Origin of the sequence: Streptomyces sp. NPDC057638 (assembly GCF_042800315.1) — a bacterium.
Classification (GTDB): Bacteria; Actinomycetota; Actinomycetes; order Streptomycetales; family Streptomycetaceae; genus Streptomyces.
On sequence record NZ_JBHVHF010000015.1, the window covers coordinates 12,835 to 29,886 of the forward strand.

Below are 17,052 nucleotides of genomic sequence, written 5' to 3' on the forward strand. Positions count from 1 at the left end.
TGACGAGGTCGAGGTCGATGACCCAGTCGAGGCGCGAGGCGAAGTGTCCGCCGGTTCGGATGGTGTGAGCGGTGCAGGTGCTCCAGGTTCAGTTGGAGGTCGGACCCGACCCGGCGGAGGTGGGACGCGCCCGCAGATGGGCCCGCTCCCGGCTGCTGCGCTCCGGGATAAGGAGTGACGAGCCCCTCGCCGAGACCCTGATCCTGCTCATCTCCGAGCTGGTCACCAATGCCGTCGTCCACACCGGCTGCCCCGCCGAGCTCCGGATGGTCTTCGGCGCGGGCCCCGTGGAAGCGGGCACCGTACGGGTGGAAGTCGCCGACCAGTGCGCCCACCCCCCCCGCCCCCGCCACGCCCACGGCGACGACACCAACGGACGCGGCCTCGAACTCGTCGACGGCCTCGCCGACCGCTGGGGCTGGCGCCCCGAGGCGGGCGGCAAGTCCATCTGGTGCGAGGTCGACCGAGGCGCCCCGGAGCGGGCCTACCGGCGGCTGGCGACGGGGTCGGGCGTCCGCTGAGCCCCACCCCGTCGTGGCAGCCGCGCGCGCCCGTGGTTCCTCGCCGGTGTTCCTGTGCGCCCCATGTGCCGACAGCCCCCTGTCGGCGGGTGGGGTGCTTTTGTCGTGTGGGGTGGGGCAGTCGCCTCGGAACGGCATCATGACGGCCGGCCCACCACCAGCGGGTCGTCACGGCACATCAGAGGCCACCCGTACGGGTGGCTCGCTCAGCCTCCGGCGCGGCGGTCAGCGCCCGCAGATGCCGCCGGGCGACGGAGTCGTCTCCCAGCAGCAGGGCGTCCGGGGTGTACGCCGGGACCCCGACGGCGCCGCGTTCCAGAGCGGGCAGATAGTTCCAGCGCACGGCGGGGTGGGCGGAGTGCGCGTAGTGGTAAAGGTCCCCGTACGGGAGCCAGGTGGAGCGGGCGAGCAGGGCGAGGGCCGGATGGCGCGGGTACAGGCGCAGACAGCGCCCGGCCTCGACGACGCCCGGCGGCCCGGTGACCCGCTCGGCGTCCCACCAGCGGTGCTCGACGAGCAGGGACATCCAGGCGAGCTGTGGATACAGCAGCAGACGGGGGAGGACGACGGCGAACAGCGCCGCCTGCCACCCCAGGAACACGGCGACGACGACCGGAACGGCGGCGAGCGCGGCCAGCCGCCCCCAACGGGCCCGGCCGTGGCGCAGGTTGTCGCCGATCCCGCCCACGGTCGCCAGGACGCCGCCGAGGGTGAGCGGAAAGACGAGAGCGCCGACGAAGCGCCTCCCGCCGACCCCGGCGCACAGCCCCGCCGCGTGCAGCTCCCGGAGGTTGGGGTCGGTCCCGGGGACGGTGGCGTTGGGGTGGTGCTCACGAACGTGGCGCCTGCGGCGGACGGCAACCGGCACGAAGCCCAGCGGAAGATGGACGGCGGCCTCGGCGAGCACGGTTCCGGCCCGCCGGGTGCGCGTCAGAACCCCGTGCGCGGCGAAGTGGCTGACCTCCTGGAGCCGCCGCATCGTGACCGCCCCGGCGACGGCCCCGGCGACCCAGCCGACCGGACCGGCCTGGGCGGCGACGAGACACCAGCCGGCCCACTCCACCCAGTGACCGAGCAGCAGCACGGCCGGGGTGACGTCGTTGGCACGCTCGCGTTGCAGCGCCCTGATATCGCGCAGGGTGGCTACCGGGCGGCGGCGGGGGCTGAACCACCACCGGTCCACCTGGCGTAGGGCGATACCGGCCGCGATGACGCCCAGGCAGATGGCCAACGTCGCCTCCTGTGGTCTCTGATCCGCCGGGCGGGACGCTGACGTCGCCGCCCGGCGCGGAGACGATCAGACGGCGCCGGGGCTCTGCATGGTCATCTGGATCCCGGCTTCCCGCAGCACCTTGAGATTCTCGTCGTTCAGGGCGGCGAACGCATCGACCTCGTCGACGAAGGCAGCGCCCTGGAACTCGACGGGACCATCGCCGAGCAGCACGGCCGGATCGAGCTCGGCGGCGTAGACCTTGGTGGCGTTGCCTTCCAGGATCGGCTGCCACTGGGCTCCGCTGGTCTGCATCCAGCTGCGGGCCACGCCTCCGGGGTTGCGGACCACGACGGGCTGCTCCGGTTCCGTACGGCCCAGACGGGAGAGCACCGCGCGGGAGGCGGCGACGCCGGATCCGCACGAGGGGGTGAGACCGGCGCCCCGCTCGAAGGTGCGGATGAACACCGTGTTCTCGGCGAGCGGCTTCACGAAGGAGACGTTCGCGCCGATCGGGAAGCTGGAGTGGGTGGCGGCGACCCGGCTGCCCGTGGCCACGAGCTCGGCCTCGTTGTAGGCGTCATCGAGCACGGTGATCAGGTGCGAGTTCGGGACGGCGAGCGCCGTCACGTGCCGGGAGACGTGGTAGGCGGGCAGTACCTGATCGACGAAGGGTCCGTCGGCGTCGGCGACGATCCGCTCATCGGGGGCGAAATCGACCGGGGGCAGCTCGACGGAGACCTGCCGTACACCGTGCGGGGTGGTCTGCGCGGCGCGCACGGTGAAGGAGTACGGGCCGGTGTGGAGGACGACCGAATCGGCCTGGTAGCGGTCCAGCAGCAGACGCCCGGCGCCACGCATGCCGTTGCCGCACAGCAGCGACGCGGAGCCGTCGGGGTTGTAGAAGAAGGCCTGTGCGCTGCCGTCGCCGTTGTCGGCGATGAAGTACACGCCGTCTCCGCCCAGCCCGCGGCGGCGGTCGCACAGCAGCTGTACGGCGCGCGCGACGTCCGCCTCGGCGAAGTGGTCGGTGGGGGCACCGTCGATGACGAAGATGTCGTTCAGGCTGCCGTGCGTCTTGATGAGGGAGAGAGCCATCGTGTTCCGTCCGTCGTCCTACCGGCTCTCCCAACCGGGCCCAGCCTGGTCACGCCAGTGTATGCCGCAGGCCGTGCGCCGCCCGGAGTGGTCGGTCCCGGCAGCGCTCGTCACAGCCCGCCGACCGTGGCGCGTACCGCTTCCTCGCTCCAGGTCCCGGCAGCGAGCATCGGGCGCACCCTGGCCTCGTAGGAGCTCAGGGCGACCGGTGCGGAGGCCGAGCCATGGCCCCAGATGGACTCGAACCGTCCGGCCCAGCGCTCGACGCTCTTGAAGTAGACGCTGGAGCGGCCGCGGAGGTATTCGGCGTCGCCTTGTTCCTCTTCGACCAGGACGGCGGCCTTGGAGACCACCACGAAGTCGATCGCCTGATCGGCACGGAGCCGGTCACGGACGGCGAGCGCGCACTGCACGCCCAGTGAGCGATGGTGGTCGACGAGCTCCAGCAGGGAGCGGGCGAAGTCCGGCTCGGTCAGGTCGTCCGTCCAGCAGATGAACAGGCGCTGAATGGTCCCGCCCGCCTCGATCAGCTGACGGTTGGCGGCGAGGTACTCGCGGCGCGCGGTCAGCAGGTTCGGGTTCGTGGTCAGGTCCGCCGCCAGCACTCGCTGCGGCTGGGAGCCGGACTCGATGAGGACCCGGAAGAGCATGACGCTCAGGCGTGGCACCTCGGAGGAGTACACCTGGAGGTGCCCATCGGCGATCTCGCCGAAGTCGGCGATCAGGTCCCGTTCCAGTTGGGTCCGGATGATGGCGAAGTAGGGAGCGTCGGCCATGTCCCGGTCGTTGGCGCGGCGCAGCTGGATGTAGATCCGGCGTAACCACATGTGGTTCGCGATCATGAGCAGCAGGAGAACCGTCTCGATGATCAGCACGATGTTCGTGAGGTGTGTCTGTTGCATCGACCAGGCGATGGCGGGGATGGCGATACCGGCGATGCCGATCAGGGCGTTGAGGGCTTGGGAGGAGAGTGCCTCGGCGATCCGGGTGCCGATGTCGCTTCGCGGCGGTGTCGACATCCTCGAACTCCCCCTCAACTGCCGTCGGCCCAGCCGCAGAGCATGATTTCCGAGTTCCGGCGGCGCGGCAAGACGCGCTGGCGTCAACGTCGGGTGCCTGACCCCCGGGGGGCATGGCCGCGCCGGGGCGTGCTGTGTGAGGTGGCGTGAGCGCCTCCGCTCGCGTCGGGGGCTGAGCTGGTCTGATCGCGGTGGACGGGCGAAGCCGGTCCGCTGGCGGGCAGGGCGGCGGGCCGGTGTGCGGGGTGGGTGGGCAGCGGGGGACTCAGCCGGTTGGGGGGCTGGGGCGGGGTGGGGGCTACAGGACCGCGACCGGGGCCACTGGTGCGCCCGTCGCGCCCGTGAACGGTTCCGGTGTCGCGGTGAGCAGGAAGGTGTAGCGGCGTTCCTCCGCGCAGGCGGACGCCAGTTCCTCCAGGTTCCAGTTCTGGCCCTGGAGCAGGCCCATTTCCACCAGGTGGAGGGCGTGGACGGGGAGCCAGAGGCCGTCGATCTCCGGGGGGACGATCTCGAAGGGGAAGGTGTCCGTGGCGACCGCCGCCACGTCGTGGGTGTGGAACCAGCGTGGGGTGTGGAGGGAGAGGCCGGGGGAGGGGAAGCCGTACGCCTGTCTGTCTCCGGCGAGCGCGTGGCGCATCTGGCCGGTGCGTACGAGGGCGATGTCGCCGGGTGCGAGGGTGATCCGGCCGAACTCGGCCGCCGCGTCGAGGTCGGCCGGGCCCACCGCGTGCCCCGGCGCGAGGGCGGGGACGCCCCGGGCTCCGGCGACGTCCAGGAGGACTCCGCGGGAGACCAGTGCGCCCACGGTCCCGATGCCGCTGAAGGCGGCCCCGGCGTGGGCGGTCACGGTGGTGGCGGGGCGGCCGTTGTAGAGGTGGCCGGTGTGGGTGACATGGGGGAGGGCGTCCCAGTGGGTGCCCGCCTGGAGGCCGAGGGTGACGATGTCGTCGTTGAGGGCCACTCCGCCGGGGCCGAAGAGTTCCTGGTTGAGCTGGATCATGGCGTGCTGGGGGTCGATACGGCCCGCCGCGAGGCCGGTCTGGAGGCCGTCGCGGCGCAGGGGGAGCGCGAGCGGGACGCGCCGGCCGGTGCGGACGGTGGCCGCCGCCGCGCGCACCACGCTGTCGGTGACCAGGTTGAGGGTGCCGATCTCGTCGTCAGCGCCCCAGCGGCCCCAGTTGTTGACCTGTCGGGCGATCTCGTGGAACTCCGCTGGCAGCGCCATCGGTTCGGCCTCCTGTCGCCGGTTCTCCCGCTGAGGTCTGGTGCCGGGGTCTTGTGCCGGGCTCGCCGCTGGAACCAGAATCTAACGATCCGTCAGATAGTTGGGGAAGGGGCCGGTGTGGGGAACTTCCTGTCCGACAAGGTCATCGCGGTCACCGGTGCCGGGCGCGGCATCGGCCGTGCCATCGCCCTGGCCGCGGCGGCGGAGGGAGCGCGGGTCGTCGTCAACGACCACGGCGTCCGTGTCGACGGCGCCGAACCCCGCTCCGACGTCGCGGCCGGGGTCGTGGCGGAGATCGAGGCCGCCGGGGGCGCGGCCACCGCCGTCGCCGACGACATCGCGACCATGGCGGGCGGGCGGCGCGTGGTCGACACCGCCGTCCGGACGTACGGACGGCTGGACGGCGCCGTCTGCGTCGCCGGGATCCTGCGCGAACGCATGCTCTTCAATATGACCGAGGAGGAGTGGGACCCCGTCGTCGCCACCCACCTCAAAGGCACCTTCACCGTCTTCCGCGCCGCCTCCGCCGTGATGCGCGCCCAGCGCTCCGGCACCCTCATCGGCTTCACCAGCGGCAACCACCAGGGCTCGGCCGCCCAGGCCAACTACTCCGCCGCCAAGGGCGGGATCATCTCCCTGGTCCGCAGCGCCGCCCTCGGGCTGCACAAGTACGGGGTGACCGCCAACGCCGTCGCCCCCGTCGCCCGCACCCGGATGTCCGCGGGCGTGCCGATGGAGCTGTCGGAGATCGGCGACCCCGAGGACGTGGCCGCCTTCGTCGTCTACCTCCTCTCCGACCGGGCCCGCGCGATCACCGGGCAGGTCTACACCGTCGCCGGTCCCAAGATCGCCGTCTGGGCGCAGCCCCGTGAGCTGCGCGCGGTCCACGCCGACGGTCCCTGGACCCCCGAACGCGTCGCCGATCTGCTGCCCGGCACCGTCGGGGTGGACCCGATGCCCCTGCTGGAGCGGCTCACCGAGATGGCGCGGGCGGCGGCGGCCGGGGAGCGGCCGAACCAGTAGTGCTTCCGCGGGAGTGAGCAGGGAGGAGTGGGTCATGGAGGACGATCCGGCGTTCCGGGCCGAGGCCCGTGGCTGGCTTGAGGAGCGGGTCCGGGGGGAGTACGCGGGGCTGGACGGCGGGGCCGGGGAGATCCACCAGGGGTGGGCGGCCCGGCGGGCCTGGGAGCGGGAGCTGGGGCGCGCCGGATGGATCGGGCTGGGCTGGGCCGAGGGCGGCCATGGCAACCGGACCGCCTCCCCGGCCCAGCGGGTGGTGTGGGCGGAGGAGTACGCGCGGGCGCGCGCCCCGCTCCGGATCGGGCATATGGGCGAGAACCTGCTCGGTCCCACCCTGGTCGCCTTCGGCGACGAGGAGCAGAAGCGGCGGTTCCTGCCCGCCATCGCCCGGGGCGGGGAGCTGTGGTGCCAGGGGTACAGCGAGCCGGACGCCGGTTCGGATCTGGCCGCCGTGCGGACCTCCGCCGTACGGGACGGTACGGGCTACCGCGTCACCGGCCAGAAGGTCTGGACCTCCCTGGCGCGCGAGGCCGACTGGTGTTTTGTCCTGGCCCGCACCGACCCCGCCGCCGCCCGCCACCACGGGCTCTCCTTTCTGCTGGTCGCCATGGACCAGCCGGGCGTGGAGGTCCGGCCGATCCGGCAGCTGACCGGGACCAGCGAGTTCAACGAGGTCTTCTTCGACGGCGCCCGCGCCGCCCATGTCGTCGGCGGTGAGGGCCACGGCTGGCGGGTCGCCATGAGCCTGCTCGCCGCCGAGCGCGGGGTGGCCGTCCTCGCCCAGCAGATCGGGTTCGAGAGCGAGCTGGCCGATGTCCTCCGTACCGCCGTACGGGAGGGGACGGCGGAGGACCCCGTGATCCGGGAGCGGCTGATACGGCAGTGGGCCGAGCTGCGGGTGATGCGCTGGACCGCGCTGCGGGCCCTGGCGGGCGCACCGGATCCCGGCGCACCCTCCAGGGCACCGGATCCCGGTGCGCCGAGCGTCGCCAAGCTGCTCTGGGGCGGCTGGCACCAGCGGCTGGGTGAGCTGGCGCTGGCGGTACGCGGTCCGGGCGCGGCGACCGGCCCCGGCGTCTGGGACGGCCGCTACGGGCTCGATCCCGGCCAGCGGCTCTTCCTCTTCAGCCGGGCCGACACCGTCTACGGCGGCTCGGACGAGATCCAGCGGAACATCATCGCCGAGCGGGTGCTCGGCCTGCCCAGGGAGCGGTCATGAGGGGTGTGGTCTTCGACGGCCGTGGCGCGGACCTCGTGGACGACCTGGAGGTGCGCGACCCCGGCCCCGGCGAGGTGCTGGTGGAGATCGCCGCCGCCGGGCTCTGCCACAGCGATCTCGCGGTGGTCGGCGGCACGATCCCGTTCCCGGTGCCGGTCGTCCTGGGCCATGAGGGCGCGGGCGTGGTCGCGGCCGTCGGCGCGGGTGTCGGGCACCTCGCCGCCGGGGACCGTGTCGTGCTCTCGACGCTGGCGAGCTGCGGCGCCTGCCCCGAGTGCGGTACGGGCCGGCCCACCCTGTGCCGCGCCGCGATCGGCCGCCCCGGCCGCCCCTTCACCCGGCGCGGCGCACCCCTGTACCAGTTCGCGGCCACCTCCGTCTTCGCCGAACGTACGGTGGTGAAGGCGGTCCAGGCCGTGCCCGTGCCCCCCGAACTCCCCCTGACCTCGGCCGCGTTGATCGGCTGCGCCGTCCTGACCGGCGTCGGCGCGGTGCTGAACCGGGCCCGGGTGGGGCGCGGGGAGAGCGTGGTCGTGATCGGCGCCGGGGGCATCGGCCTCAATGTCATCCAGGGCGCCCGGCTGGCGGGCGCCGCGCCGATCGTCGCCGTCGACACCGAGCCGGGGAAGGAGCCGCTGGCCCGCCGCTTCGGCGCGACCCACTTCCTCGGCTCGCTGGACGGCGACGGCGACGGTGACGGTGTACGGGGGGTGCTGCCGACCGGCGCCGACCATGTCTTCGAGTGTGTGGGCCGCGCGGAGCTGGTACGGGAGGCGGTGGGCCTGCTGGACCGGGCGGGACAGCTGGTGCTGCTGGGGATGGTCCGTCCGGAGGCGGAGGCATCCTTCCCGCCCTTCGCCCTCTTCCTCGACCAGGCGATCCTGGGGTGCCGCTACGGGTCCGCACGGCCCCAGCGGGACATCCCGCTCTACGCCGGTCTGTACGGGCGGGGCGAACTGCTCCTGGACGAACTGGTGACGCGGGTGCGGCCGGTGGAGGAGTTCGGGGCGCTGGTGGCGGAGGCGGAGCAGGGGCGGCTGGCGCGGGGGGTGCTGACGTTCCGCTGAGGGCCGGTGGCGTGCCCGGGCTCCGGCGGTGTTCCCGGGCTCCGGTGGCGTGCCCGGGTGGGGCTGTTTTCGGCCAGGGCGCCGCGGTTCCTCCGTACCGTACGAGGGTGGCGCGACGTCGAACACCCCCGCCTCACCAGCGGAAACAGCCGGATGCAGAATGTGCCCATGGCTATGACGAACACGCCGGAAACGGCCACGATCGATGATGCCGAACTGATCAGCCGCTCCCTGGCGCGCGCCTTCGACGACGATCCGATGATGCGCTGGTTCTTCCCCGACGCGGCCACGCGCGCGGCGGAACTGGGCCGCTACTTCACCACGATCTTCACCCGCCAGTACCTCGGCAACGGGCTGTGCGAGCGCACCAGCGGCGCGGCGGCCTTCTGGGTGCCGACCGAGGCCCAGGAGAAGGCCGTCCCCGACGGCGACACCATCCAGGAACTCCTCGGCATCCTCGGCGACCGCGCCGGACTCTTCCGCGACGCCGTCCAGACCGCCATCGCGCACACCCCCGAGGAGCCCCACTGGTCCCTCGCCCTGATCGGCGCCGACCCGGCCGTCCAGGGCCAGGGCCAGGGCAGTGCCCTCCTCCGCTCCGGTCTGGCGCGGGCGGACGCGGCGGGCCGGCCGATCTACCTGGAGTCCTCCAAGGAGTCCAACATCCCGGTCTACGAGCACTTCGGCTTCACCGTGCGCACGACCATGGAACTGCCGGGTGGCGGGCCGGTGCTGTGGGGCATGTGGCGTGAGGCGCGGGTCGGCTGACGGGACGTCGGCGGCGGGACATCGCTGACCCAGGCGCGGGGTGCGGCACGTGGGCCGCCGCGCCCCGCAGGGGCCCGTACGGAACAGTCAGGGCGCGCCCCCGAGTTCCTTGAGGGTCACGGTCAGGCCCTGGTGCAGCTCCCGCAGGCCCGCGGGGGCGGGGGATGTGGCGTCGATGAGTTCCTTCGTCCGCTCGGTCAGCTTCCGGACGCAGTCCGCGTTCGGGAAGCTGGATATCGGCAGAGCGTCGACATCCAGCGGGTAGAGATCCCTCAGCCCCGGATCGGAGAGGGCCAGCACCGTGCCCGCCCTCTGGTACCCGCTTCCGTCATGGAGGGAGACCTCCAGTTCGTAGATCCCCCGCTTCCCGGTCCGTGGTCCCAGGGTGATCGTCATGCCTTCGGCCTGGCGGGGCTGCATCTGGTAGGAGATCCGCTTCTGCGTGCTCTTGCCCTGGGCCGGCAGATCCATCCCGTATCCCTTGGTGATCGGCACATCGCCACCGGTGTCGGTGACGCAGTCCGTCACTTCGGTGAAGCTCCTCGTGGTCACCTTGATCTTCCGGAACACCTTGAGGTCGTCCGTGTTGTTCGCCATCCGCAGCACCAGGACCGTGGCGTGCGTCGTGCCCGTGTGCTGTCTGCCGGTGGACGCGGACAGCGTCTTCGTCGTGATGGCGCGCGAGGATCCGGCGGACAGTTCGATGACGCTGAACTCGTCCTTCTCGTTCTCGTCCGCTCCCTGGGCGAGGGACCAGACGGCCAGGGGCACACTGACGACGCTGATGACGACGATCCACGCCTGGACCCGCTTGCTGGGGCCTTCCTGTCTCAGGCGGGCCCGCCCGGGCCGGGCCGTCGTCCAGCGCCGGCGGATGCTGTCGGTCATACGGCGCAGGGCCATGGGTTCTTCCTCGCTCATCGGGTTCAGTCGTGGCCGGCCGTGCCGCGCTCTTTCATGGTTCTGACGCAGGCGGGGGCGTAGGGCAACTCCGGGATCAGCTTGCGCCATTCCGCCGGGGTGAGGATCAGGGGTGTCCCGGAACAGAGCTGGAAGAGCTCTTCCTTGACCGCCTTCTCGGTCTCCCCGACCTCGGGTCCCTCCGCCAGATCCCAGAACGTGACCGATCCGTCCTCGGTTCCCACGGCGACCGGCAGCCGCTTGGTGGGTGCGCCCTGGCCGACCATGCCGGTCGGCTGGTCGTAGCCGGTGAGGGCCGTGATCCGGCCGGGACGCGTCGGGAGGGCGATCTCCGCGCCCGGGGAGAACCGGCGGTGCGGGAGCGGGTCCTCCATCTCCCACAGCAGCACGCTGCCGCCCGCCGGGTCCGTGCCCATCAGACGGCTGGTCAGGGTGACGGGCCGGGAGATATCCCGGGGGAGACGCCGGAAGACCGAGCCGGACCGGTCGCTGTCGAGCAGGGTCCGCAGGGACACGGTCCAGGTGGTGCTGGAGAGGGAGAGCACGCCATGGTCATCGGTGCGGGAGTCCAGGACATACGGTCCGGCGGCGGCGCCCGGCCCGGGCACGCGGGCGGCGCCGAGGCGTCTGCCCCCGTCCAGGCTCCACGCCTCCAGGGTTCCCCGGGTGGAGAGCGAGCTGAGGACCGTTCCCTCCTTCCCTCCGTCGAGGAACCAGGTGAGGGCGGCGCTGCCGCCGGCCGGACGGATGGTCGTCTCACGGTTCCAGGACCGGACATCCCGCACCTCGACGGTGCCGCCACGGCCGCCGAAGGCCAGCCGTTCCTGTTCGGCGGGGACGAAGGTGAGTCCCTGGGCGCCGCCGGGGGCATCCGCGAACGTACGGACGGTCTTCCCGGTCCTGACGTTCCACACCGTGAGCCCGCCCCGGGCTCCCCGCGCCGCCGCGAGATCGCCGCCGTAGCTCAGCGCCGCCTCGGTCACCGCGCCCCGCACCCGTCCGGTCAGGCGGGTGCGGCCGCTGTAGACGTCCCAGACCCGCACCTGGCCGCCGGCGTCACCGGCGAGGAGGAATCTGCCCTCCCCGCTGAAGCTCATGGCCCGTACCGGGGCGCCCTCGCGCTTCAGCTGGGAGACCGGGTGGGGACTCCGGAGACGGCTGAGGGCGGCGGCCACATCGGGTGTGTGCGCCAGTCCGGCGGCCTCCAGAGCCAGCGCCACGGACAGCCGGGCGTCCTTCTCCGCCAGCCGCAGGGACTGAGACGCCAGCCGCTGTCCGACGCTCTGGCGGTCGGCGGAGGCCGACGGGGACCCGGCGGGCCCGTCCCGGCCGCCGGTCGTGCACGCGGCGGCGCAGAGGCCGACGAGAACGGTGATGACCAGAGTCCGTGGTAGCCGCCGGACGCGCGCACGGTGTGGAAGAGCCCCCATGGGGTGAGGCTACCGACGCCGGGCCTTTCCCCGAGGGGGGTCGGCCCGCCCGGTGCGGCGTGCGCGGTGGTCTCCGTCAGGGCCCCAGACGGCGGAAGCGGCCCCGGTGGAAGAGCAGCGGGTCCGGGGGGTCCGGGAGGTCCGGTGCGGCGGCGAGGGCCTCGACCCGGCCCACCACGATCAGATGGTCGCCGCCCTCGTGGACCTCCTGGACCCGGCAGTCGATCCAGGCCACCGCGCCCGCGAGGACGGGCGCTCCGGTCGCCGGGGCCGGGCGGTGCGGGACGCCGGTGAACTTGTCGCCGCCGCTCACCGCGAACGACCGGCAGAGTTCCTCCTGTCCGGCGCCGAGGACGCTGACGCAGAACACCCCCGTACGCTCGATCCTCGGCCAGGTCGTGGACGCCCGTCCGACCAGGAAGACCACCAGGGGCGGGGTCAGGGACAGCGCGGAGAAGGACTGGCAGGCGAAGCCCGCCGGGCCGTCCGCGTCCCGGGTGGTGATCACGGTGACACCCGTCGCGAAGTGGCCGAGGACCTGGCGGAAGCGGGCCGGGGTGCAGGGGGGACGGTCGCGGAAGTGGCGGACGACCGTCGTGGCCATGGCGGCGTGACCCATCATGAAGCTCATTGAATCTGATGGTGCGTCAGATATGAAGTCCCGGCGGCGCTCGGAAGCGTCCCGGCGGCCCTGGGCGGAGTCCCGGCGGCCCTGGGCACGGTCCTAGCGGCCCTCGGTGCAGTCCCGGTGCTCCTCGGTACGGTCCTGGTGGCCCTGGGCACGGTCCCGGCGCTCCTCGGCACGGGCCTAGCGCCCCTCGAAGCGCGGCTCCCTGCGTTCCGCGAACGCGGCGATGCCCTCCGCCGCGTCCCGTGTCGTCATATTCAGCTCCTGCGCCACCGCCTCGGCCCGGAAGGACGCGGCGAGATCGTCGTCCAGGGCCGTGCGCACCAGCTCCTTGGTCAGCGCGAGCGTGCGGGTCGGGCCCTGGGCCAGGCGGCCGGCCCAGGCGCGGGCCAGCGGCTCCAGCTCACCGGGCGGGACCGCCCGGTTGATCAGGCCGAGGCGCTCCGCCTCCCGGGCGGGCAGCCGGTCGCCGAAGAACAGCAGCTCCCGGGCGCGGGCCGGGCCGACGATCCGGGTCAGCAGATGGGCGCCGCCGCCGTCGGGGACCAGCCCCCGCCGGACGAAGATCTCGATGAAGTCGGCCGTCTCGGCGGCCAGGATCAGATCGCAGGCGAGCGCCAGATGGGCGCCGATGCCCGCCGCCGTGCCGTTGACCGCCGCGATCACCGGCTTCTCGCAGTCGAGTACGGCGGAGATCAGGGGCTGGGCGCCCCGGCGGATCATCCGGCCCACATGTCCGGGCGGCAGCGGTCCGGTGGCCGAGCTGTCGCGGAGGTCGGCGCCCGCGCAGAAGGCCCGGCCGCTGCCGGTGAGGACCACCGCGCGGACGGCCGGATCGGCGGAGGAGTCATGGAGGAGGGCGATCAGCGCGTCGCGGTTGCGGGGGGCGAGGGCGTTGAGGGAGGAGGGGCGGTTGAGGGTGATCCAGCGGATGTTGTGGGTGAGGTGGTGCAGGAGTTCGGGGGGGTGGGGGGTCACGTCGGTGGGGTGCGGGTCCGTGTTGGTGGGGGTGGTGGTCTGGTGCGTGAGGTTGGTGGGGGTGTCCGGGTTGTCGGGTGGAGTGGTGGAGTTCTCAGGTGGAGTGTCCGGGTTGTCGGGTGGAGTGGCGGGGTTGTCGGGTGGAGTGGCGGTCATCGGCACACCGCCAGGGCGTCCAGGGCCACCGCGCCCTGGCCACGGGGGAGGACCATCAGGGGGTTGATGTCCAGTTCGGCGAGGTCCCCGCTGAGTTCCAGCGCCATCCGCTGGACCCGTAACACCACCTCCACCAGGCCGTCCACGTCCACCGGGGGCCCGCCGCGCACCCCGCCGAGCAGGGCGTGTCCGCGCAGTTCGCGGAGCATCGCCCGGGCCTCGTCGTCGCCGAACGGTGGCACCCGTACCGCCGTGTCCCCGAGCACCTCCACCAGCACTCCGCCGAGGCCGACCGTGACCGTCGGCCCGAAGAGCGGGTCCTGGCTCACCCCCACCACCATCTCCACCCCCCGCTCCACCATCTGGCAGACCAGCACCCCGTCCAGGTCGATCTCCTCCACCCGGGCGATCTCCGTCAGATCGCGGTACGCGTCCCGCACCTGGCTGGCGGAGGTCAGTCCGAGACGGACCAGGCCCAGTTCCGTCTTGTGCGGCAGGGCGGGGGCCGACGCCTTCATCACCACCGGGTAGCCGATCTGCGCCGCCGCCCGGCACGCCGCCGCCGCGCTGGTGACGAGCTGCTCGCGCGGGACCCGGATGCCGTAGGCGCGCAGCAGCTGTTTCGCGCCGTGTTCACTCAGCCGCTGCCCCGGCCGGAGCAGGGCGCGGGCCTTGCGCAGGGAGGGGGACGGGGTGCGCGGGGCATCGTCGAAGGGGGAGCGGTAGCGGTGGGTGAAGCGGTGGTGGTCCAGATAGGAGCGGATCGCGCCGACGCAGTTGCCGAACGTACGGAAGGTGGCCACCCGCGAGGAGCCCAGCAGCACCTCCCGGTAGGCCGGCTCCGTACCGACCGGTGATCCCCACACCACGCAGATCTGTTTGTCGGTCGTCTCCGCCGCCGCCACCAGGTCCCGCGCCAGCCGGTCGCTCATCGGCGGGAACGGTCCGGTGATCGGGCAGACCAGGACCCCCACCTCCGGGTCGGCCAGCAGCGAGTCGATGATCTTCCGGCCGCGCCAGTCGCCGACCGGGTGGCCGCCGTTGTCGACCGGGTTCGCCACCTGGAGGTCCCGCGGTATCCACTGGTGGAGTTCGCTCTGGCGGGCGTCGGAGAGGGTGGGCAGCCGGAGTCCGGCCGCCGTCGCGAGATCGGCGAAGTGGGCCCCCGTACCGCCGGAGATGGAGTACACGGCGACCCCGTCCGCGCGCGGCGGCCGGGCGCGGGCGAGCAGGGCGGCGGTGTCCTGGAGCTGGTCGAGGGCGTCGACGCGGATCACCCCGTACTGGCGCATCGCCGCGTCCACCACCTGGTCGGCGCCGGTCAGCTTGCCGGTGTGGGAGGCCGCCGTCCGCGCCCCCGCCTCGGTCCGCCCGACCTTGACCGCGACCACCGGCACCCCGCGCCGGGCGGCGCGGTCGGCGGCGAGGAGGAAGGAGCGCCCGTCCTTGAGCCCCTCCAGATAGCAGGCGATGGCGCCGGTCTCGGCGCGTTCGGCGAAGTACGCGAGGAAGTCGGCGCTCTCCAGATCGGCCTCGTTGCCGGTGGGCGCCCAGTGCGAGAGCCGGATGCCCAGCTCCTGGAGGGTGAACAGGGGCCGTCCCTGGTGGCCGGACTGGGTGATCAGCGCGATGGCGGGCCCGTCGAGGTCGTCGCGGAACTGTTCGAAGGCGTTGAGGTTGGTGTTCGGCCCCAGCAGCCGGATCCCGGCCCGTCGTACGGCGGCGGCCAGCCGCTCCTGGGCGGCGGCGCCCTCCGGGCCGGTCTCCGCGTAGCCGGAGGCGAAGGCGACCGCGAACCGGATCTTCGCCTCGGCCAGTTCACCGACCAGCGGCAGCGGGTCCTTCACCAGGAGTACAGCGAGGTCCACCCGCTCGGGTAACTGGGCCACCGAGGGGACACAGCGCCGCCCGAACACGGTCTCCCGGGCCGGGTGGACGGGGTGGAGACGCGCGCCGACCCGCTCGGCCCAGGAGATGAGCTGGCGGGTCACCCCGGTGTTGGGCCGCCCCTCGGTGTCGGAGGCGCCGACGACGGCGAGGGCGCGCGGCCGGAAGAAGCGGTCCAGCTCGGGGACGGGGGCGTGCAGGGGGCGGCCGCTGACGTCCGTGTCGCCCGGGGCGGTGGGGCGGGGGAGGGTGATGTGGTGGGGTTCGCCGCCGCAGGCGATGGCGCGGGCGTGGGGGTGGGGGGTGAGGGTGCCGTGGGTTGATCCGAGCATGGCTGTACCCCGCTCCTGGGTGGAGTGTGTGTATGGGCCGGTGCGTGTGTCGCCCTTGGCTGTTGAGGCTTAACGTTCGGTCAGATTACATATCTGACGGGCTGTCAGGAAGGTGTCGGGTTGGGGTCGGGGGTGGGGGCCGGGGTGTGGGGTGGCGGCCGGGTGGCCCGGCGGCCGGGCTCCGGCCGTTCGGCGGCCCGCCGGGGTTCCCGGTGGCCCGCCTGGTGGCCCGTCCGTCTGGTGGCCCGCCTGGCTGTCTGGTGGCCCGTCCGTCTGGTGGCTCGCCTGGCTGTCTGGTGGCCCGGCGGACCCGTGGCCTGGCCGCCCGGCTGCTTCCTGGGGCATCGCGACCCGGCCTCAGCCCTCGCGGGTGAGCGCGGTCGCGATGCGCGGGGCGTCGCGCGCCAGCTCGCGCAGCATGCCCGAGATCGGGTTGGTGAACCCGGTGAAGTAGACCCCCGGGGCCTTCGGTGAACACCGTCCGCCCCGCACCACCGGCCGTCCCCGGCCGTCCAGCAGCCCCAGATGACCCACCAGGCCCTCCAGCCCCCGCCGGTATCCCGTCGCCGCGATCACCGTGTCCGGTGTCAGCCGCGTCCCGTCCGTCAGGACCACCGCGTCCGGTGCGAAGGAGGCCACCGCCGCCACCGGCTGGACCCGTCCCCTGCGTACCGCGTCGACCAGACCGGCGTCCTGCACCGGGATCGCGCCCTCCCGTACCCGGGTGTAGAGGCCCCGGGGCGGGCGCGGCAGTCCATGGGCCGACAGATCGGGCAGCGCCAGCCGGGCCAGACCGGCCGCCCCGAGATCGACCACCGGGGCCGGGAGGTGGCGCACCAGGATGCCGGTGCGCTGGGCGGGCCACCCCATGGTCGAGCGGCGCACGATGTGCGGTGGGGTGCGCACCGCCAGGCGCACCCGCGCGGCGCCGCCGTCGGCGAGGTCGACGGCGATCTCGGCGCCCGTGTTGCCGGTGCCGACGACCAGGACGTCACGGTCGCGGTACGGGGACGGCGAGCGGTACTCCGCCGCGTGCAGCAGCCGCCCGCCCCAGCCCTCCCGGCCGGGCCAGCCGGGGATCAGCGGGGTGTGGTTGTACCCGGTCGCCACCACCACCGCGCGCCCGCTGAGCCGCCGCCCACCACTCGCGTGCAGCAGCCAGCCGCCACCGTCGGCCGGTTCCAGCCGGTCCACCTCGACGCCGGTCACGATGTCGAGCTGGTGGACCTCCGCGTACTTTTCCAGATAGCGCACCACGTCCGCGCGGGACACCCAGCGCCCGAACGATCTCGGCATCCGCAGCCCCGGCAGCGCCGAGAGCCGCCGGGTGGTGTGGAGCCGCAGCCGGTCGTAGTGGCCCCGCCAGGAGGCGCCGACGGCGTGGGACTTCTCCAGGACGACCGCGCGCGCCCCGCGTTCCCGCAGCGCCGCCGCGACGGCGAGCCCGCCGGGGCCCGCGCCGATGACGAACACGGGCAGCTCCTCCGTAGTCATAGCGGGTGAGCGTAGACCGGGACAGGTACATGACGAGCGGCTCGTGGCGGGATCGATATCCAACCGGGAGGCTCCTGAT

15 protein-coding genes are annotated in these 17,052 nt (G+C 73.2%); 5 read left to right on the forward strand and 10 right to left on the reverse strand.

From position 1 onward, the window contains the following. Window positions 1-71 precede the first annotated feature (71 nt). Window positions 72-521, forward strand: a complete 450-nt coding sequence (locus ACFVIM_RS03825; protein WP_384297985.1) for an ATP-binding protein — start codon at window positions 72-74, stop codon at window positions 519-521. Between the two features lie 178 nt (window positions 522-699). Here the strand turns inward: ACFVIM_RS03825 and ACFVIM_RS03830 are convergent, their stop codons facing one another. The 4 genes from ACFVIM_RS03830 to ACFVIM_RS03845 all read right to left on the reverse strand — a co-directional run bounded on the left by ACFVIM_RS03830 (window position 700) and on the right by ACFVIM_RS03845 (window position 5,073). Further along, a complete protein-coding gene (locus tag ACFVIM_RS03830) occupies window positions 700-1,752 on the reverse strand; it encodes a fatty acid desaturase (RefSeq protein ID WP_384297988.1) in 1,053 nt (350 codons plus the stop codon). 66 nt (window positions 1,753-1,818) lie between these two features. After that, entirely contained in the window at window positions 1,819-2,829 is a 1,011-nt protein-coding gene (gene dapF, locus ACFVIM_RS03835; RefSeq protein ID WP_384297991.1) for a diaminopimelate epimerase, read from the reverse strand. 110 nt (window positions 2,830-2,939) lie between these two features. Next, the gene (locus ACFVIM_RS03840; protein WP_384297993.1) at window positions 2,940-3,848 is read right to left on the reverse strand and encodes a hypothetical protein; all 909 of its coding nucleotides are present in this window, start codon (window positions 3,846-3,848) and stop codon (window positions 2,940-2,942) included. Between the two features lie 298 nt (window positions 3,849-4,146). Beyond that, window positions 4,147-5,073: a cyclase family protein gene (locus ACFVIM_RS03845; RefSeq protein WP_384297996.1), complete on the reverse strand. Its 927-nt coding sequence runs from the start codon at window positions 5,071-5,073 to the stop codon at window positions 4,147-4,149. Window positions 5,074-5,190: 117 nt separating this feature from the next. Between ACFVIM_RS03845 and ACFVIM_RS03850 the strand changes: the two genes are divergently transcribed. The 4 genes from ACFVIM_RS03850 to ACFVIM_RS03865 all read left to right on the forward strand — a co-directional run bounded on the left by ACFVIM_RS03850 (window position 5,191) and on the right by ACFVIM_RS03865 (window position 9,147). After that, window positions 5,191-6,096 carry an SDR family oxidoreductase gene (locus tag ACFVIM_RS03850; RefSeq protein ID WP_384297999.1) on the forward strand — a complete coding sequence of 302 codons (906 nt, stop codon included), beginning with the start codon at window positions 5,191-5,193 and terminating at the stop codon, window positions 6,094-6,096. Window positions 6,097-6,130: 34 nt separating this feature from the next. Beyond that, window positions 6,131-7,312: an acyl-CoA dehydrogenase family protein gene (locus ACFVIM_RS03855; RefSeq protein WP_384298002.1), complete on the forward strand. Its 1,182-nt coding sequence runs from the start codon at window positions 6,131-6,133 to the stop codon at window positions 7,310-7,312. After that, window positions 7,309-8,379, forward strand: coding sequence for an alcohol dehydrogenase catalytic domain-containing protein (locus tag ACFVIM_RS03860; protein WP_384298005.1), 1,071 nt, complete (start codon window positions 7,309-7,311; stop codon window positions 8,377-8,379). The genes ACFVIM_RS03855 and ACFVIM_RS03860 overlap by 4 nt, the downstream gene beginning before the upstream one ends. 168 nt (window positions 8,380-8,547) lie before the next feature. Continuing rightward, a complete protein-coding gene (locus tag ACFVIM_RS03865; protein WP_384298007.1) occupies window positions 8,548-9,147 on the forward strand; it encodes a GNAT family N-acetyltransferase in 600 nt (199 codons plus the stop codon). Between the two features lie 87 nt (window positions 9,148-9,234). Here ACFVIM_RS03865 and ACFVIM_RS03870 read toward each other — a convergent pair whose 3' ends face one another. The 6 genes from ACFVIM_RS03870 to ACFVIM_RS03895 all read right to left on the reverse strand — a co-directional run bounded on the left by ACFVIM_RS03870 (window position 9,235) and on the right by ACFVIM_RS03895 (window position 16,973). Further along, window positions 9,235-10,068 (reverse strand): hypothetical protein, encoded by an 834-nt coding sequence (locus tag ACFVIM_RS03870; protein ID WP_384298010.1) that lies wholly within the window; start codon window positions 10,066-10,068, stop codon window positions 9,235-9,237. A 5-nt stretch (window positions 10,069-10,073) separates the two neighbouring features. Then, on the reverse strand, window positions 10,074-11,498 hold the full coding sequence (locus ACFVIM_RS03875; protein WP_384298013.1) for a WD40 repeat domain-containing protein: 1,425 nt from the start codon (window positions 11,496-11,498) through the stop codon (window positions 10,074-10,076). 76 nt (window positions 11,499-11,574) lie between these two features. Then, window positions 11,575-12,129, reverse strand: a complete 555-nt coding sequence (locus tag ACFVIM_RS03880) for a flavin reductase family protein (protein WP_384298016.1) — start codon at window positions 12,127-12,129, stop codon at window positions 11,575-11,577. Window positions 12,130-12,306: 177 nt separating this feature from the next. After that, window positions 12,307-13,260 (reverse strand): enoyl-CoA hydratase/isomerase family protein, encoded by a 954-nt coding sequence (locus tag ACFVIM_RS03885; RefSeq protein WP_384298019.1) that lies wholly within the window; start codon window positions 13,258-13,260, stop codon window positions 12,307-12,309. Continuing rightward, window positions 13,257-15,479, reverse strand: coding sequence for an acetate--CoA ligase family protein (locus ACFVIM_RS03890; RefSeq protein ID WP_384298022.1), 2,223 nt, complete (start codon window positions 15,477-15,479; stop codon window positions 13,257-13,259). Before ACFVIM_RS03890 ends, ACFVIM_RS03885 begins: the two co-directional genes overlap by 4 nt. Window positions 15,480-15,836: 357 nt before the next feature. Continuing rightward, entirely contained in the window at window positions 15,837-16,973 is a 1,137-nt protein-coding gene (locus ACFVIM_RS03895; RefSeq protein ID WP_384298024.1) for a flavin-containing monooxygenase, read from the reverse strand. Window positions 16,974-17,052 lie beyond the last annotated feature (79 nt).

Coding starts and splice junctions, on each gene's coding strand:
- ACFVIM_RS03880 (WP_384298016.1), bottom strand. CDS start 12,129: ATGAGCTTCATGATGGGTCACGCCGCCATGGCCACGACGGTCGTCCGC.
- ACFVIM_RS03875 (WP_384298013.1), bottom strand. CDS start 11,498: ATGGGGGCTCTTCCACACCGTGCGCGCGTCCGGCGGCTACCACGGACT.
- ACFVIM_RS03870 (WP_384298010.1), bottom strand. CDS start 10,068: ATGAGCGAGGAAGAACCCATGGCCCTGCGCCGTATGACCGACAGCATC.
- ACFVIM_RS03890 (WP_384298022.1), bottom strand. CDS start 15,479: ATGCTCGGATCAACCCACGGCACCCTCACCCCCCACCCCCACGCCCGC.
- ACFVIM_RS03860 (WP_384298005.1), top strand. CDS start 7,309: ATGAGGGGTGTGGTCTTCGACGGCCGTGGCGCGGACCTCGTGGACGAC.
- ACFVIM_RS03845 (WP_384297996.1), bottom strand. CDS start 5,073: ATGGCGCTGCCAGCGGAGTTCCACGAGATCGCCCGACAGGTCAACAAC.
- ACFVIM_RS03855 (WP_384298002.1), top strand. CDS start 6,131: ATGGAGGACGATCCGGCGTTCCGGGCCGAGGCCCGTGGCTGGCTTGAG.
- ACFVIM_RS03840 (WP_384297993.1), bottom strand. CDS start 3,848: ATGTCGACACCGCCGCGAAGCGACATCGGCACCCGGATCGCCGAGGCA.
- ACFVIM_RS03885 (WP_384298019.1), bottom strand. CDS start 13,260: ATGACCGCCACTCCACCCGACAACCCCGCCACTCCACCCGACAACCCG.
- ACFVIM_RS03865 (WP_384298007.1), top strand. CDS start 8,548: ATGGCTATGACGAACACGCCGGAAACGGCCACGATCGATGATGCCGAA.
- ACFVIM_RS03895 (WP_384298024.1), bottom strand. CDS start 16,973: ATGACTACGGAGGAGCTGCCCGTGTTCGTCATCGGCGCGGGCCCCGGC.
- dapF (WP_384297991.1), bottom strand. CDS start 2,829: ATGGCTCTCTCCCTCATCAAGACGCACGGCAGCCTGAACGACATCTTC.